Source organism: Pseudoxanthomonas sp. CF385 (assembly GCF_900104255.1).
In the GTDB taxonomy this organism is placed as follows: domain Bacteria; phylum Pseudomonadota; class Gammaproteobacteria; order Xanthomonadales; family Xanthomonadaceae; genus Pseudoxanthomonas_A.
Map to the genome: position 1 here is coordinate 308,336 of NZ_FNKZ01000003.1, position 21,505 is coordinate 329,840.

Consider the following 21,505-nt stretch of genomic DNA (forward strand, 5'->3'; position numbering starts at 1 on the left):
AGCGTGGCGGCACCACAAACCAAGGGGAGAACGACATGCATCCGATCCTTCGCGAAATCCTGCTCGAGCCGGTGGGCTGGCTGGCCATCGGCGGCAGCATCGTGATGGTGGGCATCGCCTTCGCGGTGGCGATGTTCGTGCGCAGGAAGGTGCGCGAAGAGGAAAAGCGCCAGCCGCGTTGAAACGCGGGGAAGCGGTGCCGGACCTTCAACCGCAGCGACTGACTACGGCACTCCAGCGTGTATCCGTTTGATATCAAAGCGTTTCCAATTCGCGATCCAACGCACGCTTCCGGCGAGTGGTCCCCCGCAGCACATCACCAATGCGGGGGACGGACACGGGGAGCCAGGTGGGCTGCTGCGCTTCCCGGGACGCACCTGACGAGCCACCGGCCCTCAGCGTGGCTGCTTGCTGCCGATCGTGCCTCCCATTGTCGGGTCGACTCCTGGCCACAGCGAACCGGATAGCGCCGCCCTCGATACTCGGTGGCGCGATCTCCATTGACCGGAAATGGATGCGGCTACTGGTGGGTGCCGGAGGCTACACGCCTGTAATAGCGCCGCTCGAGATAGTTGCTCAAGAAGCCGAGAACCCCAAAGGCCACCCCCCACTTCTTCATGTAGGGCAATGAGCCCTCCACGAAGATCATCGCCGTCAATACGAGAAAGAACGTGGCGACCAAGCCGAGGATGACCTTGCCGACGCGCAGCGTATGGGCCTTCCAGTTCACGATCAGCACGACCAAAGCCGTTGCGAACAGCAGCGCATTGAGGATATTGAGAGTGAGTAGAAGTGCCGTCATTTCTCGCCATCCTTGCCTTACTCGATGACCGCGTGATTCTCCCAGTCCGCCAGACTCATCCGTAATTCGATGGACTGCATGTTGGTGCCCGGAGCCGGAATCGAACCGGCATGGCCTCGCGGCCGGCGGATTTTAAGTCCGATGCGTCTACCAATTTCGCCATCCGGGCACGCGGATAGCCTGCCTCAGTCGTGCCGGCTTGGAAAGCGGCACCTGCCCCTGCGGAAACAGCGAAGCCCCGCATGCGGGGCTTCGGCGTACTCCCCGAGGGGAGCGAATATGGAGCGGGAAAAGGGACTCGAACCCTCGACCCCGACCTTGGCAAGGTCGTGCTCTACCAACTGAGCTATTCCCGCGTGAGAAAGACATTGCGTCTTTCCGGATGTGGAGGCCTGGGTCGGAATTGAACCGGCGTACGCGGATTTGCAGTCCGCTGCATAACCACTCTGCCACCAGGCCGATGGCGACCGCGCCAGACTGGCGCAATCACGGCGCGTTTTCAAGGCGCCTGCAAAACAAAACCCCGCATGCGGGGTTCTGTCGCTGCCCCTCTCGAGGCCAATTTGGAGCGGGAAACGAGACTCGAACTCGCGACCCCGACCTTGGCAAGGTCGTGCTCTACCAACTGAGCTATTCCCGCGTCGTGAGAGGCGAAATTGTAGCGGGTTGTTCGGAACTGTCAACCGTCTTCTTCTCGCCCTCGCGCAGGATCGGCCATGCCGCGAGCAGGTACTGGATGCCCGACCACAGGGTCAGCAGGGCCGCGATGGCCAGCAGCCAGTCGCCCAGGACGAATACCCATCGCCCCATCCAGATGTCGGCCAGTTCCTGCGAGCCCGGCGTGGATGCGTACAGCAGGCAGGACAGCGCCACCATCTGCACGATGGTCTTGATCTTGCCCAGCGCGGCGACCTTGACCGTGGCGCGCTGGCCCAGCTCGGCCATCCACTCGCGCAGCGCAGACACCGCGATCTCGCGCCCGACGATGACCGCGGCCCAGATCGCCATCCACATCGTGGGGTTGTCCTGCACGATGAGGAACAGCGACACCGCCACCATCAGCTTGTCGGCGACCGGGTCCAGGAAAGCCCCGAAGGCTGAATACAGGTGATACCGGCGCGCGATCCAGCCGTCCAGCCAGTCGGTGACCGCCGCGAGGATGAAGATGAAGGCCGCCGCGAAGTTGGTCCACGTGTACGGCAGGTAGAACACCAGCACCAGCACCGGGATCAGCAGGATCCGCAGCAGCGTGAGCCAGGTGGGAACGGTCAACTTCATCGAACTTACTCGGTTCCGGCCTCGGGCGACGGCAGCCCGTGCAGGTTAGCGTAGATTCGCTCCGCGAGCGCGGCATTCACGCCCTCGACGCGTGCGATCTCGTCCACGCCCGCGGCCTTCAGCCCTGCCAGGCCGCCGAAATGCTTCAGCAGGCTGGCGCGACGGCGCGGCCCGATGCCGGGGATGTCTTCCAGCTTGCTCGTCATCCGGGCTTTCTGGCGCTTGCCGCGATGCCCGGTGATCGCGAAGCGGTGCGCCTCGTCGCGCACCTGCTGGATCAGCTGCAGCGCGGGCGACGCTGCCCCGGGGCGCAACTCGCGCCCATCCGGCAGCACGAGCGTCTCATGGCCGGCGCGCCGTTCGACGCCCTTCGCGACGCCCACCAGGGTGACGCCCGCGACGCCCAGGTCCGCCAGCGCGGCCTGCGCCTGCGCCAGCTGGCCGGCGCCGCCGTCGATCAGCAGCACATCGGGAAGCACCCCGCCCTCCTCCACCGCGCGGCGGAAACGCCGCTCGATCGCCTGATGCATGGCGGCGAAGTCGTCGCCGGGGGTGATGCCGGTGATGTTGTAGCGGCGGTACTGCGAGCGCACCGCGCCATTGGCATCGAACACCACGCACGACGCCACCGTCGCCTCGCCCATCGTGTGACTGATGTCGAAACACTCGATGCGCTTGGCCACCTCGGGCAAACCCAGCAGCTCCTTCAAGGCTTCGCTGCGCGCGGTCTGCGCATTGCGGCTGGTGAGCTCGGTGGTCAGCGCGATTTCCGCGTTGCGCCTGGCCAGGTCCAGGTAGCCCGCGCGCTCGGTGCGTACGTTCCATTTCAGCTGGACCTTCCGCCCGGCCGACGCGGCCAGCGCGTGCTCGATCAGCTCCGCTTCCGGGATCTCGCGGTCGAGGATGATTTCCTGCGGCGCCGGCTGCTCGGCATAGTACTGCGAAACGAAGGCGCCCAGCACTTCGGCGGCGCTATCCTCGCCATTGGTCTTCGGGAAGAAGGTGCGGGTGCCCAGGTTGCGGCCGTCACGGAACGCCAGCAACAGCACGCAGGCCTGGCTGCCCTGCATCGCGCACGCGAGCACATCCAGATCCGCCGCGCGCCCATCCACGTACTGGCGCGCCTGCAGCGTGCGGATCGACGCGACGAGGTCGCGCAGGTGCGCCGCACGTTCGAACTCGAGCGCGACGCTCGCCTGCTCCATCGCCTGGGCGAGTTCCCCGGTCAGTTCGTCGCTGCGGCCGTCGAGGAACAGCCCCGCCTGCCGCACCGATTCCGCGTAATCGGCTTCCGGGACCAACCCCACGCACGGCGCGCTGCACCGTCCGATCTGGTACTGCAGGCAGGGACGCGACCGGTTGCGGAACACGCTGTCCTCGCAGTTCCGGATGCGGAACAGCTTCTGCATGAGGTTCAACGTCTCGCGCACCGCCGTGGCACCGGGATACGGGCCGAAGTACCGCCCCGGCGTGGCCCGCGCCCCCCGGTGGAACGCGATGCGCGGCCATTCCTCGCGCGTCAGCAGCACGTAGGGATAGCTCTTGTCGTCGCGCAGCAGCACGTTGTAGCGCGGCGTCAGCGACTTGATCAGCTGGTTCTCGAGCAGCAGCGCTTCCGCTTCGGTGCGGGTGACGGTCACGTCCATGCGCGCGACCTGGGTCAGCATCGACAGGATCCGCGGCGACTTGGGCGAGTTGTTGAAGTAGCTGGTGACGCGCTTGCGCAGCGCACCCGCCTTGCCGACGTACAGCAGGCTGTCGTCGGCGGCATACATGCGGTAAACGCCGGGGGCCGTGCTCAGGCCGGCCGCGAAGACCTTGCCGTCGAAGGCCGGCTGGGGACTGCGACTCATTCGTCGATCGGAACGTGGCTCAATTCGCCGGTGGCGATATCGTAGCGCAGGACCGCGTGAGCGTCGGTTTCGGCGATCCACACCGCGCCGGCGGCCACGGAAAGACCGGCCGGCCCGTGCAGCGCGCGCGGCAGCGCGACGGTCGTCAGGTCGCCGCCGCCGAGCCGCAGCGTGCGCAGGCTGCCATTGCCGCTGTCGGCGATCCACATCACCGGCGAGTCCGGACTGAGGGCGATCGCCTGCGGGTGTTGCAGTCGGGCCCCCTCGCGCGGGCCATCGTCCGCACCGAAGGTCCAGGCGTTCTGCCCCACCAGCGTCTGCACGGTGTCGCCACGCAACTGCATGGAACGCAGCGACGAGCCCACGGCGTCGCACACGTAGAGCGTCTGCAGCACCGCCGCCAGGCCCGCAGGCTGCGCGAACGCCGCCATCGGCCCGCTGCCGTCGCGGACGTCGAGTTGCCCGGAGCCCGCGCGTGCGCGGAGTTCGCGCGTACCGAGGTCGTAGCTCCATACCCGGTTGTCGCCGGCCATGGCCATGAAGATCTGGTTGTTGTTCACTACCAGCGCCTGCGGCTGGTTGAGCGCGACGTTCCGCGCCACGTCGACCACACCGTCGGTGGGCTCGCCGGCCCGGCCGTTACCGCACAAGGTGTCCACCGTGCTGGTGGGCAGGTTGATGCGGCGGAGCGCATGGTTGCCGGTGTCGGCGACATAGAGCGACTCGCGTACGAGCGCGAGTCCCTGGGGCCGGCGGAACGCGGCATGGTTGAGTTCGCCATCGGCGAAGTCCGCGGTGCCCATGCCGAACTGGCGGATCACCCGTCCCTGGTGGTTGCACTCGAGCACGCGGTGATGGCCGCTGTCCGCCACGAACAGGCGGTCCGGCGTGGCCACCAGTCCGGTCGGGAAGCACAGCGGCATCCGCGGTTCCGGGTGGATTTCGCGAAAGCTGCGCAGGTCGTCGTCCGGTGGCGCGTGCAGGCCGTCGCACAGGCGGGCGATCTGGCGCTCCAGCTCCTGCAGGCCATCGGCGCCCACGGCCCGATGACGCACCTGGCCTTCGCCATCGATCAGCAGGACCGTCGGCCAGGCATCCACGCCGTAGCGCTGCCAGGCCACCCAGTCGGCATCGTGCGCCAGCGGCAGCGCGTTGCCGTGCCGGCGCAGGCGCTTGAGGGCTTGCTGGGGGTCGCGTTCGCTGTCGAAGCGCGGAACATGAATGGCCAATGCCTGCAGGCGGCCGAGATAGCGGGCCTGAAGCACGGCCAGATCGTTCAGCCGCTGCGCGCACCAGGCGGAGGCGCTGTTGACGAACGCCAGCGCGACGATCCGTCCCCGCTGCTCGTGCAGCGTGGTGGCGGGCGCATTCAGCCATTGCAGGCCACGCGGCAGCTCGGGAGCCATGGTCATGTCAGTCATCTTCCCTGATTATGCCCAAGTCTCACATGGCGCAGAGCCGGGCCACGACCGCCTGTGCTGCCGAATCGACCAGTCGCCAGACCTGCTGGAAGTCCTCGGGGCCGCCCGTGTAAGGGTCGGGGATCTCGCCGCTTGGCTGCGTCCCGGCCCAGTCGAGCAGCAGGACGACCCGATCGCGGCGCCCGGCGGGTGCGCGCTGCACCACATCGCGCAGGTTGTTCTCGTCGGCGCAGAGCAGCCAGTCGAAGTCGTCGAAATCCGTGGGCCGCAACTGACGCGCACGCTGGCCGCTGATGTCCACGCCGTGTCCGCGGGCGCAGGCGATCGCGCGGCGGTCCGGTGCCTCCCCCGCATGCCAGCCGCCGGTCCCGGCCGAATCCACCTCGACGCGCCCCGCCAGCCGCGAGGCCTCAAGCCGGGCACGCAGGGCGCCCTCGGCCATGGGCGAACGGCAGATGTTGCCCAGGCAGACCATCAGCAGTTTCACGCACCGCCCTGCAGCAGTGCCTCGGCGCGCGCCAGGTCTTCGGGGGTGTCGACGCCCGGCGGGAACGGCGCCGGGGTCAGCGCCACGGCGATCCGATGACCCGCTTCGAGGACACGCAGCTGCTCCAGGGATTCCATCTGCTCGAGCCGGCCCGGTGGCAGCTCGGAGAAACGGCGCAGGAAACCCGCACGGTAGGCATAGATGCCGATATGCCGCAGCCACTGCCCCGGGGGAAGTTCGTCGCGCGACCGCGCGAAGCCGTCGCGGTGCCACGGGATCGGCGCCCGGCTGAAGTACAGCGCATCGCCGTTGGCCGCACGGACCAGCTTGACCGCATTGGGGTCGAACAAGGTCGCCGCGTCCTCGATGGGGACCGCCAGGGTCGCCATCGGCGCGCCGCTGTCCGCCAGCGTTTCGGCGACGGCGCGGATGCCGGCCGGTGGCGCGAACGGCTCGTCGCCCTGCAGGTTGACCACCAATGCAGCGTCGTCCCAGCCGGCGATGTCGGCGCATTCGGCCAGGCGGTCGCTGCCTGAGGCGTGGCGCTCGGAGGTCATCGCCACCTGCACTTCGGTTCCGGCCAGCGCATCGCGGATGCGGGCGTCGTCGGTGGCCACCCAGACCTGCTCCGCACCTGCAGCCAGCGCACGGCGTGCCACGTGGACGACCAGGGGCGTGCCTCCCAGCAATCGAAGCGGCTTGCCCGGCAGGCGCGAGGCGGCGTAGCGGGCGGGAATGGCGACGACGAAGGACGGCATGGCGGGCGGCTGCTCCAGTGCAGGGTCAGGACACGGGACGGGGCGGCGCGCCCAGCTTGTCGAGCAGCGCGATCCAGAAGGCTTCCGGCAACTGGGCGGCCACCGGCACGCTGTAGAACCAGTCGTTGGCCAGGCCCACGCATTTCACGGCGTCCTTCTCGGTCATCAGCACGGGCAGTTCGCTGCCGAACGAAAAATCTTCCGCGCGGTAGTCGTGATGATCGGCGAACGCGTGCGGCACCACGCCCAGGCCCCAGCCCCGCAGCATGGCGAAGAAGCGCGCCGGATGGCCGATGCCCGCGACCGCGTGCACGCGCTGGCCCGCGAACGAAGACAGTGCGCGCGGACGCCCGCCACGCAGCGGCACGGCGACCTCGGACTGCAGCTGCATCGGCCATTCGCCGAAAGCCGCGGCGGCGTCGGGCGAGGCCAGGTTGAGCACGCGGAAATCGCATTCGGCCGAACGCGCCACCGGTTCACGCAGCGGACCGGCCGGCATCATCCGGCCGTTGCCGTAGCGGCGCGCGCCGTCGATGACCTCGATCTCGATGTCGCGCTGCAGCCGGTAGTGCTGCAGGCCATCGTCGCAGACGATCACGTTGCAGCCGGCGGCGGCGAGCGCGCGTGCCGCGGCCACCCGGTCGCGATCGACACGCACGCGCGTCCCCGTCTGCCGCGCGATCAATACCGGTTCGTCGCCGCCCTCTCCGGGCGGCGTGGCCGCATCGACCCAGCGCGCCGTGGCTTCGTCGCGCCGGCCATAGCCCCGGCTGGCGACACCGGGCTTGAATCCCGCGGCGCGCAGGCGCTCCACCAATGCAATGGTCAGCGGTGTCTTGCCGGTGCCGCCCGCGGTGATGTTGCCGACGACGATCACCGGCACGCCGACACGCTGCCGACGCAACACGCCGTCGCGGTAGAGGCGCAGGCGCAAGGCGATCAGCGCGGCATAGACGCCGGACAGCGCGCGGGCCCAGAGGGGCACGGGAGCATCGCCGAACCAGTAGCCGGGGGTCTGCGCCACGCGCTTGCTCACCCCGGTTCGCCCTCGCGGAACTGCATCTGGTGCAGATGCGCATAGAGCCCGCCCTGCGCGAGGAGTTCGGCATGCGTGCCCTGCTCCACCAAGCGTCCCTGGTCGAGCACGAGGACCTGGTCGGCATGTTCGATGGTGGAGAGGCGGTGCGCGATCACCAGCGTGGTGCGGTCGGGCATCAGCTTCTGCAGTGCGTTCTGGACCAAGCGCTCAGATTCGTTGTCCAGCGCCGCGGTCGCTTCGTCGAGGATGAGGATCGGCGCGTCCTTCAGCATCGCGCGCGCGATGGCCAGGCGCTGGCGCTGGCCGCCCGACAGGCGTCCGCCCTTGTTCCCGATGGGCGCCTGCATGCCGTCCGGCAATTCCTGCACGAACTCCATCGCATTCGCGCCAAGGACGGCCGCCTCCATGCCGGCCGCGTCCGCGCCCTGCAGTTCGCCATAGGCGACGTTGGCGGCGACGGTGCCGTCGAACAGCATCACCTGCTGGCCCACCAGCGCGATCTGCCGGCGCAGGTCGGCGAGCGGATACTCCTGCAGCGGATGGCCATCCAGCAGGATCTGGCCCGATTCCGCTTCATAGAATCGCGGGATCAGCTTGATCAGCGTCGACTTGCCGCTGCCGGAGCGGCCGACGATGGCGGTGACCGTACCGGGCCGCGCCGTGAAGCTGATGCCTTCCAGGGCCGGGCGCGCCTGCCCCGGATAGCGCGTGGTGATGTCGCGGAATTCCAGCAGGCCCTGCGCACGGTCGAGAACGCGCGTGCCGGCATCCTGTTCGTCGTCGGCATCCAGTACCGAGAACAGGCGTTGCGCAGAGGCCACGCCGCGCTGGGTCATGTTCTGGACGTTGGTCAGCTGCTTCAGCGCGGGAATGATCGCCATCATCGACGTCATCAGCGAGACGAAGTCGCCTGCGGTGAGCCGCCCCGCCATCGCTTCGCGCCCGGCGATGAACAGCAGCGCCGCCAGGCCGGTGGCGCCCATCAGCTGGACCATGGCCGAGGAGATCGCGCGCGTCGACTCCACCTTCATCGACAGCTTGAGGTTGGTGTCGGCCAGCGAGGCGTAGCGGTCCATCTCGACCCGCTGCGCGCCGTAGACCTTCACTTCCTGCTGGTTCGACAGCGTCTGGTCGGCCGCCTGCAGCAGGTGCCCGGCGCTCTCCTGGATGCGGTGGCTGATGCGCCGGTAGCGCTTGGCCACCTTGTCCATCACCCACGCCAGCGGTGGCGCCAGCACCAGGATGGTCAGGGTCACCTGCCAGCTGTAATAGAGCATGACGCCGAGGGCGCCGATGACCTGCAGCGACTGCTGCACGACCACCTTCATCGCATCGATCGCTGCCTGCGACACCTGATCGCTGTCCGATCCCAGCCGGACCAGCATCGACGGGACCGGTTCGCTGTCGAAGCGCTGGCCGGGCATGCGCAGGTACTTGGCCAGCACGCGCACGCGCAGGTCGCGCGAAATGCTGCGCGCCGCCTTGCCCATGCTCATGTCGGTGATGTAGCCGGCCACGCCGCGCACGACGAACAGGCCGATGATCGCCAGCGGCATCCACTGGTTGATGTCGCTCGGCGTCACCAGGTTGTTGGTGACCGGGCTCATCAGCATCAGGAAGCCGCTGCCGGCCGCCGCTTCCAGCAGGGCGCCGAACGCCGCCGCCATCAGCAGCAGGCGGTAGGGCTTGGCGAAGCCGAGCAATCGCTTGTAGACCTGCCAGGGCGACTCGGTGCCGATCACTTCCGCGCCTCCGGCGCCGTGGCGATGTTGATCCGGCGGAACCCGAGCTGGCCCAGCGCATCCAGCGCGGTGACCACCGCCTGGTGCGGCGTGCGCGCGTCCGCGCGCAACAGCACGGGACGGGTGCGGTCGCTGCCCGCCACCTGTTCCAGGGTCTGCTTCAGCGCGTCGATATCGGTGCGCAGCACTTCGTGTTCGTCCACGAAGTAGCGGCCATCGGCGTTCACCAGCACGCTCAGCGTCTTCACCTGCGCGGCCACGGGCTCGCCGTTCGCGCTCGGCAACTGCAGTTGCAGCATCGAACGTGCGTCGAAGGTGGTGGTGATCACGAAGAAGATGATCAGCACCAGGATCACGTCGATCAGCGGCACCAGGTTGAGATCGGGCTCGTCCTGCGCGCGGTCGTCACGGATGCGCATGCGGCGGCCTCAGGAACCCGTCGCCGCCGGCGTGGCGGCCGGACGCGGCACCACGCGCGGATGGCGGGCCTCCAGGGCATCCACCAGCGCACTGGCCTCCTTCTCCATCTCCATCACATAGCCGGTCACCCGGCCACGGAAATAGCGGTGGAACAGCAGCGCCGGGATCGCCACGATCATGCCCGCGGCCGCACACACCAGCGCCTTGCCGATGCCGCCGGCCAGCGCGTTGACGTCGCCGAGTCCGCTGTCCTGGATGCCGAGGAACATCTGGATCATGCCGACCACGGTGCCCAGCAGGCCCAGCAGCGGACCCGCGGAGGCGATGCTGCCCAGCGCATTGAGGAACTTCTCCATGCGATGGACCAGATGGCGGCCGGTGTCCTCGATGCGCTCGCGGATCTGGTCGCGCGGCTTGTTCCTCACATCCAGCGCCGCGGCCAGCAGTTCACCCAGCGGCGAGTTGCGGCGCAGCGACTCGATATGGGCCGGCTCCAGCTGGCCGCGGGCGGCCCAGGTGCGGACTTCCTCGCCCAGGCCGGGCGGCAGGATGTCCTTGCGGCGCAGCGACCAGAAGCGTTCCACCACGATGGCCAGCGCCAGCACGCCGAGCAGCAGCAGCGGGATCATCGGCCAACCGCCGGCCTTCACCAGTTCCAGCACGTTCAGTCCTCCGGCGCACCCGGCCGTCCGTCTTCGAGCCGATAGGATAGCCCACCGGCCCGTTGGCGCCGCACGGCGTCCCAGGGATGCGCCCGGTCGTGACGCCGCTCACGGACCGCGAGCCCCCCGCGTCCCACCCAGACGCGCACCGCCCCGCTGGACTGCGTGTCCAGCACCTCGGCACCCGATTCACGCCAGCGGGCGACCACGTCGTCACGCGGATGGCGGAAGCGGTTGCCGAACCCGCTGGAGCCCACCGCCAGTCGCGCGCCCACCGCGCGCACGAACCCGCCCGCCGATGAGCCGGCACTGCCGTGATGCGGCAGGACCACGACGTCGCTGCGGAGCCATCCGGCCTGCCTGCGCACCAGCCCTGCCTCGACCTGCGTGCCGATGTCCCCGGGCAGCAGCGCCACCCCGTGCGCCGTGCGCACGCTCAGCACGCAGCTCGCCTCGTTGCCGAAGTACGGGAAGTACGGCGGAGGGTGGAGGAAACGGAACTCGACGCCGTCCCATCGCCACGTCGCGCCGCCCACGCACGGGGCGTCCGCCGCGGTCGGAGATGCCGCAGGTGCGAGCGTGGCCCGAACGGGCACGGCGGCGCGAACGGCCGCGACGCCGCCGGCATGGTCGTTGTCCCCATGGCTGACCACCAGCGCATCCAGGCGTGGCACGCCCAGGGCCCGCAGTGCGGGGACGACCGCGCGCTCGCCGGCATCGAACCCCTCTTCCACCGCAGGTCCCGCGTCATACAACAGCGCATGGTGGGCGGTACGCACCAGGACGGAGAGCCCCTGCCCGACATCGAGCACCACCAGTTCCACCTCGCCCTCGCGCGGCCATCCGCGATCGGGCCACAACAGCGGCAGCCAGAGCAGCGAGGCCAGCACCTTCCCCGGCACGCCTCGCGGCAGCAGCATCCAGGCAGCACCGACCAGCGCGAACGGCAACGCCCACCCCGAAGGCTCCGGCAACCACCATAAAGCGAAAGGGCTCTCCGCCAACCAGGCGAAGACCGGCCACGCCAGATCGAAGCAGGCGGCCGCGGCGCGCCACGCGATGCCGCCCGCGCCCGGATGGACCAGTTCCGCCAGCGTGCCGACCAGTGCCAGCGGAACGACCACCAGGCTCCACCACGGGATCGCCAGCAGGTTCGCGATCGGGCCGGCGAGCGACGCCTGCCCGAAGAGCACGGCCGTCAAGGGCAACAATCCCAACGTGGCGACGCCCTGCGCGGGCAGGAAGGCCTTCGCCCAGTGCAGCGACGCCGGCAGGCACCACGCCAGCCAGGCGACGCCAGCGAAGCTCAGCCAGAACCCCGGTGCCAGCAGCGACAAGGGATCGACGACGAGCAGGGCGAGCATCGCCAGTACCAGCGCATCCACCACGCGCACGGGGCGTCGCGACGTGCGGGCGAGCACCACCACCGCGATCATCAACACGGTCCGCAAGGTAGGCAATGCGAATCCCGCCACCGCCGCGTAGCCGAGCGCTCCGGCCAGGGCCAGCCACCCGATCGCCTGCGGTCGAGGCATCCGGCGCGCAAGCGCCGGGAACAGTCGCCATGCCGCGGCGGCCACCAGGGCGAACGCGCCTGCCGCCAGGCCGACGTGGAATCCCGAAATCGCGATCAGGTGGGTGAGGCCCGCCGCCCGCAACACCTGCCAGTCCTCCTGCGACAACCCGCGCGTATCGCCGAGCGCAAGCGCGCGCACGAAGCGATTCGATGCGGCAGGTACGTCCGCTTCGATACGGGCGGAGAGACCGGCACGCCAGGCATCGATACCCACACCCGTGCGGAGCCTCGTGGCCCGTTCCGGCGAACGCACGTAGCCGGTCGCACTGATCCGTTGCGCCATGGCATGGCGTTCGGCATCGAAGCCCCCGGGATTGGCGAGCCCCCTTGGCGCCCTCACCCGCAGGTGGAGACGCCACCGCTCGCCCGCGCCGAGCGCGCGACGGGGGCCGATCGTGTCCGCCCCATGGTCGTCGTACCACGCGACGCGCACGGACCTGCCCCGCAAGGGTGCCGGTTGACCCGCATCGTCATCGACACGGAAAAGGAAACGAGTGCGGCGCGCCTCCGGCTCGGGCAGTCCCTCGACGCGCCCGGTCACGACGATCTCGCGGCCCTCCCATGCGACCGGCAATTGCGACTGCAGGCTCCAGCTCGCATGCAGGCCCGTCCAGGCCAGACCCACCAATGCCGCCCCGCACCATCGCCAACGCGTGGGTGTGATCCACCACGCCACCCCCACGAGCAGGCCTGCCCAGAGTGCCGTTCCGTTGGGCAGGTCGCTTCGCCAGAACGTGCACGCCGCTCCCGCGAGCCACGCCACAGCGCATGCCAATCCCAAGGGCGGCACGGGTCGGGTGACGCGTGCCTCACGCACCATCGACGCGGTCCAGCGGGCTGCGCACCGCGCCGGCGCCCCGGTTCAGTACATGCGTATAGATCTGGGTGGTCGACACATCCTTGTGGCCGAGAAGCTCCTGCACCGTGCGGATGTCGTAACCCGATTCGATCAGGTGGGTGGCGAACGAGTGGCGCAGCACATGCGCACCCACGGGCTTGACGATGCCCGCCGCGATGCGGGCGCGCTTGAGCTGCCGCGACAGCACATCCTCATCCACGTGATGGCGACGCTGGCGACCGTCGCGAGGATCCACACTCAAGCCGCGCGCCGGAAACACGTACTGCCAGCCCGCTTGCCGTCCGGTCCCGGGATGCTTCCGCGCAAGCGCCTGCGGCAGCCAGACGTCACCCGCCCCCGCCTCCACGTCCGCGGCATGGATCGCAAGCGCGAAGGCTACCTGCTCGCGCAGCGCGGCCACCAGAGAAGACGGCAGCACCGTGCGCCGGTCCCTGCCCCCCTTGCCGTCGCGCACGGTGATCTCGCACCGCTCGAAATCGACGTCCTTCACTCTCAACCGCACGCCTTCCATGAGCCGCATGCCCGTGCCGTACAGCAGGCGGGCGAGCAACGCCGTCCGGCCCTCGACATGAAGCAGCAGCGCCGACACCTCCGAGCGGGACAACACGGTCGGCACCCGTTGCGGTCGCTTGGCGCGAACGACGTCCTCCAATCCCTCCAGCGCGCACCCGAGCACCTCGCGGTACAGGAACAGCAACGCCGCCAATGCCTGGTTCTGCGTGCTCGCCGCCACCTGCCCTTCCACCGCCAGCGCGGTAAGGAAGGCCTGCACGTGCACGGCGCGGAGTTCGCGCGGATGTCGCCGACCGTTGGCCTGGACGAAGCGACGGATCCAGCCCACATAGGCGCGCTCGGTACGAACGCTGTAGTGCCTCGCCCGGATCCTTCGACGCACCTCGTCGATCAGGGTAGGCCCACGCACCACCCCCTGCCCAGGCATTACCGCCCCGTCCCCACGCCGATAACCCATACCACCGCACTCCCTGCGGATAACGAAAACAGCCTGGGCTCGAAAAGGCCTCCCTGCCATCGGGCAAGTCATTGATACCGGCTAGGAAGTTCCCCGATTGACGCCTCAGCGCAACCCTTCAATACTCCGCGCTACCACTCCTAAACGGGGTCTAATAGGCGTTAGGTGGGGATGACAAGATGGCGACAACCCCAGGCTTAGTTGCATTCCTGTTCGCCACCGCGGGCGATCCGGCTTGTGCCGTCACCTTGATCAACTCTTCCGGGGTGGACTTATCACTTCCGATGGAGAGTCGTGATCTTGTACTAGGGCCGAGCGATAGCGCGACTGTCCCGATCACTTCGCTGTCTTCGCTAGATTTTGGCGCGGTCAATCACCGGTTTCTGGTTTCACCAGCGCTGCCCGCTCTTTGTTCGGTCTCGCGCCCCGTTGAGGTTGAAGCTCGCTCAGACGGACAGCTCTGGATTAGAGGCGTGGACAAGCAACCCGACGGCATGCCGCTTAAGCCAACTCAGCTGCAAGACCTCACGGGTTCCCCACCTAACAATTCATTCAAGCCGAACCCGCTTCGCGGGTCGGCTTAATTCAGGCGTTAGGTGCCATGGTGAGAATCGTCGCAGCCGCACTTCTACTTTTTCCAAGTCTTGCGCTTGGGCAGAACTGCTCCTGCAACCCTGTCGAGTCCAAAACTCAATGGACCAGGGGGCTATTTCAAGGCTCCACTTACGTCTTCTATGGCCGCGTCGACTCTGTTGCGCCACCACTTCTTGGTTCCAACGAGACGCGGGATCAACCCACTGTCACCCCGCTTCGTGATTTCAAGGGCACTTTCCCTGGCGGCGAGCTTCGCGGAGCAGAGTGCGGAGCATCTGTGCTCCCCGGGGAGACCGCGGTGTTCTTCGTTGACGGCTACAACCGCATCAAGTCATGCTCAATCGGCGTAAGCGGCATCAATCCACAAGAGATTCAGTCGGGTGTCTTTCAGCTCTCCCGGCATGGCACCTAACAATTCATTCAAGCCGAACCCGCTTCGCGGGTCGGCTTAATTCAGGCGTTAGGCCCAATGGAAGGATTATTGTGATCAGACCCTTCGCTGCTTGCCTTCTCTTGGTAGCGGCAGGCTGTACAACGACAAATCAATTTGTGTCGACGTTGTCATTTGATGAGGCGTATCGCGCAGTGGAGAACCTTCCTCCCGATAGCCACATCGATGACTACGAGAACACTTGGAACGACTTTAATGACGCGCACAAGCTAGATCAGCGTGATGGCTGTTATGCGAAATCTGCAGAACCAATACAGCAGGTACTTGTGCTTGATGCATCTGGCAAAGTTGTTCAGTACGTATCAGACTTGGACACGCCAAGATCTCGCTGCTTTCGCAAGACATACCTGGGCGTACAATTCCCAAGGCCTCCTATCTCGCCCTACTACATGTACGCGTTAATGCGTTGAGGCCTAACAATTCATTCAAGCCGAACCCGCTTCGCGGGTCGGCTTAATTCAGGCGTTAGGCCTTGCATGCCACAGAAACGCAAGCACAAGGTTTACGTTGCCCAGCTGACCGCGGGCGGCAAGTACACATATCCTTGGATATCGCACTCAACTGGCGAGGCTGAGTTCACTGCAAGCTATCGCACCTGCTACTACAGCGGGCTTGTTCTAATTCGAGACCGGGGTAGCATGTATGGCGGCAACTATGTCGATCAGGCCTCAGGTGATGCGTACCGGGTCACACAGTCCAAGGCCTAACAATTCATTCAAGCCGAACCCGCTTCGCGGGTCGGCTTAATTCAGGCGTTAGGGCGCAGATCATGGGTGTCGAGATCATCTTTCCAATTGCATGGCTTGTGAGCCTTGTTGCCATCATTTTGCTTACGGTACGGTCGCGCAAAGCATCTGCACGCCCTTACACGCTCCCGACCCTGATTGGATCTGGGCTTATCGCTCTTCTTTGGGCTGCTCTTGATCACAAGCATGGGTACTTTTGGCAGTACGCGCTTACCTGGTTCGCGCCTTCGGTTATTGTTCTCGGTAGCCAAGCACATTCCATCAGATGGCTACTTGGTCGCCGCGGGGCGTCGGCTGCGCCCTAACAATTCATTCAAGCCGAACCCGCTTCGCGGGTCGGCTTAATTCAGGCGTTAGGCCCCAATGACGCAACACATGTCCCACGAGGAGTACATTCAATCCGTTCGGACTCGTGTGGTTGAGATTTGCTCAGGCATCTTGGACGGCACATTTCCAGTCTTGGAGGGTTGCCGCCTCTTGTCCTCCCTCCGCTGGGAGGCTCAGGTGGATCAATCGGACACTGATTTTGATACTTTCACCGCAATCGATTCTGAGACCGACGCACTTCCAATCGGCGAGGTCCGCAGAAATTGGGATCCAGAGGCACTGCAAGCGCTAGAACCCGAGATAAGGTCTGCAACAGAGTGGGCGTCATCCCTAGCTCTCCCAGCTTGCAAGGCTGTGGTGCAGCGGTTTGGGGCCTAACAATTCATTCAAGCCGAACCCGCTTCGCGGGTCGGCTTAATTCAGGCGTTAGCTGTGCATGGAAACTCCTAAGCTAGTCAGCCTCACATGCGAAAGCCTCGCTCGGGGCCAAGTGCCAGCCCTGCTGCTTGCTAGGCGTTTCGGCTTCGATCGGTGGTGGTTCGCCACCATTCTTGGTGGCACCTGTGGTGGTGCATTCGCTTTTCTCTTCTATTCCCACAACCCACCGAACATCGCTATTTGGCAGTTCGTCGCGTGGGGTGGCATCGTTGCGACCGTCGTGTGGCTAAGCTGGCGACTCGGGGCCATTCACGAAGCTCGGCTGACAGCTAACAATTCATTCAAGCCGAACCCGCTTCGCGGGTCGGCTTAATTCAGGCGTTAGACGGCATGAGCAACATTCCTCAGTCGGAGAGGCTAGTCAGTGACCTCATCGGACTCATCTTGGCCAGTCTTGAGCACGATGCACCCTTCGGAGGATGGATGGTCGACGAAGGTCATCGAGCTCTGAGCGGTGCACAGTTACTTCTGTCCGCCATTCACTCTGGCTCGGCGATTGCTCTACTCAACGAGACATCGGTAGTCGACTATCTTGGACGCTCATGGCTCGAGGTTCATCACGACTGCTACTCGCTCGCTGATGTACTTCAGTCAACTTTGGTTGAGATGCCGTCTAACAATTCATTCAAGCCGAACCCGCTTTGCGGGTCGGCTTAATTCAGGCGTTAGGCGCGCATGGTCGTTATCCGGCAGCACGGACCCAACAGCAAGCTCTTTGATATCGCGAGCTTCCTTGCTGATGTAGATCAATTAGTGCCGCCCGACACTTGGCACATAACCATCGACCAGTGCTTAGGAGACCGCGCCCTGGAGATTGAGCAGCTCACGTCCTCCGGTCTGTCACTGTCGGACGGAGAGTTTCGGGACCTGTATCGCGGCATCTACCAAACAATTGATGGCCACTTTGTCGGCATTGCCAGTGGAGAGCGCGTGTTTGAGCTACTGGCGGTGGACTCGTCGTTTTGGGAGGTGACTGGCTCACCGGCCTTCGAGTCGCATATGCTCGCAGCCTACGGGGTGTGGCAGCGCGCCTAACAATTCATTCAAGCCGAGCCCGCTTCGTGGTCTCGGCATCACCCGGTTGCCCTTGGGCGGGCCGGCTTAATTCAGGCGTTAGCGCCCATGTGGAATTTCATTGCAGCCCTTGTTCTTACACTGCCCGCGACCGGCGGGGAGGCGGCCGTCGTCTCGGGTAATGTCTGCGTCCCGGTCAGGAGCTGGCAGCAAGTACCTACCGCGGTGCGCGGCCAATTTGAGGCCGCAACAGGGGTGGGCCGGACGGCTGATGCGGGAGAGCCATTCAACGCAACCGACCTCCTTATGGGGGATCTGCCACTCTCGCGCTTCTTCGCCGCTTGCCATGAAGGCTCCAACTGGATCATTGCCATCGAACGCGGAGGTCGTGGTCGCCACTTCGAGACGTTTATAGTCAGCGGCGCCCAAGTGGAGTCAAAGGGTAGATCTTTGGAGCCGCCCACTATTGGCACCCCAATGAACAGCACAAATGGCAACGAAGATGGGCGCTAACAATTCATTCAAGCCGACGCCGCTTCGCGGCGCGGCTTAATTCAGGCGTTAGAGGGCGGCAGTGAAATTTTTGTCCGTGCAAGTACAGCCAGAGCGCTCGCCCGGACTCGACATGGCTGCGCTGACCACCTCGTTCCAAGCCTTAGTCGCCCGGATCGATCTGGTCCTGAGCCATTCCTTCGATAATGGCCACGATGATGGCGCGTACTACAACTTCACGTTTGGCACGGAGCGCTCTGCCGAGCTTTGGGGCCTGATCCAAGACACCATTTTCCAGGCGCCCGAGCTCCACGGCCATCTAGCCGCCTCGGCCATGGCCATGTACTCTAACGAGAGTGGTTGGCACGAATACTCTCTGCTCTATCATTGGGATCCAGAGGTGCCGGTTGTTCCTGTGCCCGCCCTCTAACAATTCATTCAAGCCGAACCCGCTTCGCGTGTCGGCTTAATTCAGGCGTTAGGCCCCGTATGAATGATCTTCCCGTTCTGGATAACTCTTTACGACAAGTGATCTCGGTCCAAGACGCATACCGAGTCATGGAGCACTTCGTTAGCGCTTATCTCGCGCGTGGTGATACGTCAGTATCGGACTTTCTGTTTTGCTATGCCGGCCTTACTGCTCCTGGCCAAACCACCGATCCGGCTGCCATCCACGACTTCCTTGAGTCAACGCGGGCTGTAATAGCAAGATCCTCGCCGGGCGCCAGCGATACCGGGGCCTAACAATTCATCCAAGCCGACACCGCTTCGCGGCGCGGCTTAATTCAGGCGTTATGCGTATCTCCTTTCTAGTCCTCGGTCTTCTAACGTCTAGTGGCTGCGCTACCGCGCCGGCTCAGCTTTGTAGCGTTGCTGGCCCCGCCGCTGCGCTTGATCTGCCACCTGCTCACGTTGATGCACTTGTTGCCGACTTGGCGGAACAGCGCCCAGCTCTCCTCGACCCAAAGCGGGATCATTGGGTTTGGTTACAGTCGGATACGGGGGCTCTACATCTCTGCACCTACCAGCGCGCACCAGTTCTCACCGGTACGTGCGGTGCTAATGTCCACATCTTCGAACCCCAAGCAAACGGGCGCTTTACTTACGCTCGCACTTTGATATCGGCATGCCATTAGTTACGCGCGCGCATAACAATTCATTCAAGCCGAACCCGCTTCGCGGGTCGGCTTAATTCAGGCGTTAGCGCTATGAAAGGACTCTTGCCATTCGTCATCCTGCTTGGCGGCTGCGCCACGTCGACCATCCCTTTGGCCAAGCTTGGCCAGGATCGCGATGGATCACGCGTTTCCGTCCCCGGCGAGTTGCACAGGCAATCCGGCGCCTATCAGCTATTCCATCTTTGCCCGGACACATCCGCTACGGACACGTACCGCACGTGCATTGATCTTGTAGTGCCCGCGTCGTTGCAGGCATCTTTGCCGGCCGAGCAAGGTGCCTGCGTCGTTCCATCCGGAAGGTTCTATGCGTTTGGTCCTGACCGCGTTGGCATCGGCAACTACTACAGCTCCATCGGCTACATTGTGGTCAGCCGCGTTGCTCACTGTACGGGGCAGCGCTAACAATTCATTCAAGCCGAAGCCGCTTCGCGGCTCGGCTTAATTCAGGCGTTAGGCGGCTATGCCATATTTGCGCGACTTTCAACTTGTTCTTCGGGAACATGATCGGGAGCTCTACAAGCAATTGCTCCCCATCTGGGACCCGATCGAGATCGAGATACGTCGCTCTATCCCCAGCCGATTCAGCTTCGGCGGGGTTGGAAAGATCGTCCTGGAGCTTGGCCCGCAAGTTCGATCCCTACCGGAGTACCGAGTTCTTCTCAATGTAGGTCTGCTGCATTGGCCCGATTTTGACGTTCGTAAGCATCTTCGCCTTGCCACGCCAGAGCGCACCGACGAATCGCTTGTCATAGTTGAGACCGCGATGGCTTCCCTGGCGGTGCGCTTTGATCAGAACACCACGTGGTTAGATGCCGCGTTGGCTCGCATTCGAGGTGCGCCGCCCAACAATTCATTCAAGCCGAACCCGCTTCGCGGGTCGGCTTAATTCAGGCGTTAGCGCCCATGAAAAGCAGTATTCGGCTACCAAAGTTCTGGGTACTAGCAACTGCTCAGATCGTTCTGGTCGTTGCCTGTGCGGTCGTTTGGTTCTACTTCCGCACAGTTGCTTATCTGGCTGGCCCACCTGATCCAGACACTTACGCCTGGAACTGGGGGTTCCAACTTGTCGCGTTCACCATTGTCTGGCTGCCCGCACTTCTCGTCTGCACCGGTATTCTGCTGGTCATCGAGCGGGCTGCACTTGCCCCGTACTATCACGCTAGGGCACTCCAAGTTGGTCGGCATGTGCGCTAACAATTCATTCAAGCCGAACCCGCTTCGCGGGTCGGCTTAATTCTGGCGTTAGGCATCAATGGCAAGATCTCTGATATTCGCCTACTTCCTTTCATTGACCACTCTTTTCTCGGTCGTCGCACTCGATCGGGGTCTGCTTCTTGGGGTAGATGGCCCGACCGCGTTCTTCTATCGGAGTATTCTTGGACTACTCTTTCTGCCCGCGGCCGTCCTATTCATTCGTGGCGGTAATAGATCATCTGGCTCGCTTCGTAAGGTTCTGGCCTACGGCCTTTCTTTCACCACTGCGTTTCTCGGCTTCGGATCTTTAGTCGCAGCTATTCTCGTTCTAACTGGCTCAGCCAAGCCTGGTTGATGCCTAACAATTCATTCAAGCCGAACCCGCTTCGCGGGTCGCCTTAATTCAGGCGTTAGGCCTGCTTGGAGGCGTCAATGGACAATCCGCCTATCGTTAATTTCTTCCCGACTGGGGAGAAGGAGTCGGAGTGCGAGACGTTATCTGGCGTTCCCCACGGGATTCAACGACGCTTCTTCAAGAACGGACAGATTTTTTTCGAGTGCTTTTATCTTCACGGCGTCCTCAACGGATTGCTGCGCGAGTGGGACGAGAGCGGTCAACTCAAAGTATCCGCCAGCACAATTAATGGCCAGTACGATGGCGCCTATCAATCGTGGTGGCCTGACGGACAAATCAAGGAGCAAGGAGTGTTTCGTGCGGACCAGAGGGTGCCGGGTTACACGTGGTTTCGTTCTGATGGTTCTGTATGGAGAGTGCTGGGTGATGGCACCGGGCCGCAGGCCTAACAATTCATTCAAGCCGAACCCGCTTCGCGGGTCGGCTTAATTCAGGCGTTAGACCGCATGACAGGATCGCTAGTTAAGCCTTTGACTCTAGCGCTTAACATTCTTGGGGCATTCCTGCTCTTCTATGGGTTGCGTCAGATCAACAATTTCTACGAGCATGTCTATGAGATCGCCTCAACTGGATCCTCTAGTACTGGAGCAGAGATTGCTGATTTTCCACCATCACTCACGCTCTACTTCGGTGTTATTGCTGCGGCGGGCCTGTGTTGGTGGGTCTCGGACAAGATCAGGAAACGAGATGCGGTCTAACAATTCATTCAAGCCGAACCCGCTTCGCGGGTCGGCTTAATTCAGGCGTTAGCGCTTATGAGGATGCTCATCGCAATCTGTACGCTGGCCC

19 protein-coding genes and 4 tRNA genes are annotated in these 21,505 nt (G+C 64.4%); 7 read left to right on the forward strand and 16 right to left on the reverse strand.

What is annotated here, in order from left to right:
• The first annotated feature begins 35 nt into the window (after positions 1–35).
• Positions 36–182 (forward strand): hypothetical protein, encoded by a 147-nt coding sequence (locus tag BLT45_RS18395; RefSeq protein ID WP_175455894.1) that lies wholly within the window; start codon positions 36–38, stop codon positions 180–182.
• Between the two features lie 338 nt (positions 183–520).
• On the opposite strand, the gene BLT45_RS16780 is transcribed toward BLT45_RS18395, so the two are convergent.
• The 16 genes from BLT45_RS16780 to BLT45_RS16855 all read right to left on the reverse strand — a co-directional run bounded on the left by BLT45_RS16780 (position 521) and on the right by BLT45_RS16855 (position 13,867).
• Positions 521–802: a hypothetical protein gene (locus BLT45_RS16780; RefSeq protein WP_093303320.1), complete on the reverse strand. Its 282-nt coding sequence runs from the start codon at positions 800–802 to the stop codon at positions 521–523.
• Between the two features lie 82 nt (positions 803–884).
• Positions 885–971, reverse strand: a tRNA-Leu gene (locus BLT45_RS16785).
• Positions 972–1,082: 111 nt separating this feature from the next.
• A tRNA-Gly gene (locus tag BLT45_RS16790) sits at positions 1,083–1,158 on the reverse strand.
• A gap of 29 nt (positions 1,159–1,187) precedes the next feature.
• Positions 1,188–1,261: transfer RNA gene (locus BLT45_RS16795), tRNA-Cys, on the reverse strand.
• Positions 1,262–1,366: 105 nt separating this feature from the next.
• A tRNA-Gly gene (locus tag BLT45_RS16800) sits at positions 1,367–1,442 on the reverse strand.
• On the reverse strand, positions 1,433–2,080 hold the full coding sequence (gene pgsA / locus BLT45_RS16805) for a CDP-diacylglycerol--glycerol-3-phosphate 3-phosphatidyltransferase (protein ID WP_093303324.1): 648 nt from the start codon (positions 2,078–2,080) through the stop codon (positions 1,433–1,435). Before pgsA ends, BLT45_RS16800 begins: the two co-directional genes overlap by 10 nt.
• A gap of 5 nt (positions 2,081–2,085) precedes the next feature.
• A complete protein-coding gene (uvrC, locus tag BLT45_RS16810) occupies positions 2,086–3,933 on the reverse strand; it encodes an excinuclease ABC subunit UvrC (protein WP_093303327.1) in 1,848 nt (615 codons plus the stop codon).
• Positions 3,930–5,345 (reverse strand): hypothetical protein, encoded by a 1,416-nt coding sequence (locus BLT45_RS16815; protein ID WP_093303332.1) that lies wholly within the window; start codon positions 5,343–5,345, stop codon positions 3,930–3,932. The genes uvrC and BLT45_RS16815 overlap by 4 nt, the downstream gene beginning before the upstream one ends.
• A 31-nt stretch (positions 5,346–5,376) precedes the next feature.
• Positions 5,377–5,841 carry a low molecular weight protein-tyrosine-phosphatase gene (locus tag BLT45_RS16820; protein ID WP_093303338.1) on the reverse strand — a complete coding sequence of 155 codons (465 nt, stop codon included), beginning with the start codon at positions 5,839–5,841 and terminating at the stop codon, positions 5,377–5,379.
• On the reverse strand, positions 5,838–6,599 hold the full coding sequence (gene kdsB / locus BLT45_RS16825; RefSeq protein ID WP_093303343.1) for a 3-deoxy-manno-octulosonate cytidylyltransferase: 762 nt from the start codon (positions 6,597–6,599) through the stop codon (positions 5,838–5,840). Before kdsB ends, BLT45_RS16820 begins: the two co-directional genes overlap by 4 nt.
• Positions 6,600–6,624: 25 nt before the next feature.
• Positions 6,625–7,635: a tetraacyldisaccharide 4'-kinase gene (gene lpxK / locus BLT45_RS16830; RefSeq protein WP_093303348.1), complete on the reverse strand. Its 1,011-nt coding sequence runs from the start codon at positions 7,633–7,635 to the stop codon at positions 6,625–6,627.
• Positions 7,632–9,305, reverse strand: coding sequence for a lipid A export permease/ATP-binding protein MsbA (msbA, locus tag BLT45_RS16835; protein WP_093303527.1), 1,674 nt, complete (start codon positions 9,303–9,305; stop codon positions 7,632–7,634). The genes lpxK and msbA overlap by 4 nt, the downstream gene beginning before the upstream one ends.
• Positions 9,306–9,376: 71 nt before the next feature.
• Positions 9,377–9,799: an ExbD/TolR family protein gene (locus BLT45_RS16840; protein ID WP_093303352.1), complete on the reverse strand. Its 423-nt coding sequence runs from the start codon at positions 9,797–9,799 to the stop codon at positions 9,377–9,379.
• 9 nt (positions 9,800–9,808) lie between these two features.
• Positions 9,809–10,462: a MotA/TolQ/ExbB proton channel family protein gene (locus BLT45_RS16845; protein WP_093303358.1), complete on the reverse strand. Its 654-nt coding sequence runs from the start codon at positions 10,460–10,462 to the stop codon at positions 9,809–9,811.
• 2 nt (positions 10,463–10,464) lie between these two features.
• Entirely contained in the window at positions 10,465–12,858 is a 2,394-nt protein-coding gene (locus BLT45_RS16850) for a DNA internalization-related competence protein ComEC/Rec2 (protein ID WP_093303362.1), read from the reverse strand.
• A complete protein-coding gene (locus BLT45_RS16855; protein WP_305775347.1) occupies positions 12,848–13,867 on the reverse strand; it encodes an integron integrase in 1,020 nt (339 codons plus the stop codon). Before BLT45_RS16855 ends, BLT45_RS16850 begins: the two co-directional genes overlap by 11 nt.
• 3,231 nt (positions 13,868–17,098) lie before the next feature.
• On the opposite strand from BLT45_RS16855, the gene BLT45_RS18400 reads away from it, so the two are divergent.
• The 6 genes from BLT45_RS18400 (at position 17,099) to BLT45_RS18215 (ending at position 21,105) form a co-directional block, all read left to right on the forward strand.
• On the forward strand, positions 17,099–17,458 hold the full coding sequence (locus BLT45_RS18400; protein ID WP_093303373.1) for a hypothetical protein: 360 nt from the start codon (positions 17,099–17,101) through the stop codon (positions 17,456–17,458).
• A gap of 604 nt (positions 17,459–18,062) precedes the next feature.
• Complete coding sequence (locus tag BLT45_RS16865; RefSeq protein ID WP_139188045.1) at positions 18,063–18,359, forward strand: hypothetical protein; 297 nt, start codon at positions 18,063–18,065, stop codon at positions 18,357–18,359.
• Positions 18,360–19,137: 778 nt separating this feature from the next.
• Entirely contained in the window at positions 19,138–19,509 is a 372-nt protein-coding gene (locus tag BLT45_RS16870) for a hypothetical protein (RefSeq protein ID WP_093303382.1), read from the forward strand.
• Positions 19,510–19,567: 58 nt separating this feature from the next.
• Complete coding sequence (locus BLT45_RS18210) at positions 19,568–19,993, forward strand: hypothetical protein (RefSeq protein WP_139188046.1); 426 nt, start codon at positions 19,568–19,570, stop codon at positions 19,991–19,993.
• A gap of 17 nt (positions 19,994–20,010) precedes the next feature.
• A complete protein-coding gene (locus tag BLT45_RS16875; protein ID WP_093303387.1) occupies positions 20,011–20,301 on the forward strand; it encodes a hypothetical protein in 291 nt (96 codons plus the stop codon).
• 432 nt (positions 20,302–20,733) lie between these two features.
• On the forward strand, positions 20,734–21,105 hold the full coding sequence (locus tag BLT45_RS18215) for a toxin-antitoxin system YwqK family antitoxin (protein WP_139188047.1): 372 nt from the start codon (positions 20,734–20,736) through the stop codon (positions 21,103–21,105).
• The last annotated feature ends 400 nt before the right edge of the window (positions 21,106–21,505 follow it).

What these genes read in the sequence shown, in the direction of transcription:
- BLT45_RS16870 (WP_093303382.1), top strand. Translation starts at nt 19,138, where the DNA reads ATGAAAGGACTCTTGCCATTCGTCATCCTGCTTGGCGGCTGCGCCACG.
- pgsA (WP_093303324.1), bottom strand. Translation starts at nt 2,080, where the DNA reads ATGAAGTTGACCGTTCCCACCTGGCTCACGCTGCTGCGGATCCTGCTG.
- BLT45_RS18215 (WP_139188047.1), top strand. Translation starts at nt 20,734, where the DNA reads ATGGACAATCCGCCTATCGTTAATTTCTTCCCGACTGGGGAGAAGGAG.
- msbA (WP_093303527.1), bottom strand. Translation starts at nt 9,305, where the DNA reads ATGGCGGCGGCGTTCGGCGCCCTGCTGGAAGCGGCGGCCGGCAGCGGC.
- BLT45_RS18395 (WP_175455894.1), top strand. Translation starts at nt 36, where the DNA reads ATGCATCCGATCCTTCGCGAAATCCTGCTCGAGCCGGTGGGCTGGCTG.
- uvrC (WP_093303327.1), bottom strand. Translation starts at nt 3,933, where the DNA reads ATGAGTCGCAGTCCCCAGCCGGCCTTCGACGGCAAGGTCTTCGCGGCC.
- BLT45_RS18210 (WP_139188046.1), top strand. Translation starts at nt 19,568, where the DNA reads ATGCCATATTTGCGCGACTTTCAACTTGTTCTTCGGGAACATGATCGG.
- BLT45_RS16850 (WP_093303362.1), bottom strand. Translation starts at nt 12,858, where the DNA reads ATGGTGCGTGAGGCACGCGTCACCCGACCCGTGCCGCCCTTGGGATTG.
- kdsB (WP_093303343.1), bottom strand. Translation starts at nt 6,599, where the DNA reads ATGCCGTCCTTCGTCGTCGCCATTCCCGCCCGCTACGCCGCCTCGCGC.
- BLT45_RS16780 (WP_093303320.1), bottom strand. Translation starts at nt 802, where the DNA reads ATGACGGCACTTCTACTCACTCTCAATATCCTCAATGCGCTGCTGTTC.
- BLT45_RS16855 (WP_305775347.1), bottom strand. Translation starts at nt 13,867, where the DNA reads ATGGGTTATCGGCGTGGGGACGGGGCGGTAATGCCTGGGCAGGGGGTG.
- BLT45_RS16840 (WP_093303352.1), bottom strand. Translation starts at nt 9,799, where the DNA reads ATGCGCATCCGTGACGACCGCGCGCAGGACGAGCCCGATCTCAACCTG.
- BLT45_RS18400 (WP_093303373.1), top strand. Translation starts at nt 17,099, where the DNA reads ATGGTCGTTATCCGGCAGCACGGACCCAACAGCAAGCTCTTTGATATC.
- BLT45_RS16815 (WP_093303332.1), bottom strand. Translation starts at nt 5,345, where the DNA reads ATGACCATGGCTCCCGAGCTGCCGCGTGGCCTGCAATGGCTGAATGCG.
- BLT45_RS16865 (WP_139188045.1), top strand. Translation starts at nt 18,063, where the DNA reads ATGGCTGCGCTGACCACCTCGTTCCAAGCCTTAGTCGCCCGGATCGAT.
- BLT45_RS16875 (WP_093303387.1), top strand. Translation starts at nt 20,011, where the DNA reads ATGAAAAGCAGTATTCGGCTACCAAAGTTCTGGGTACTAGCAACTGCT.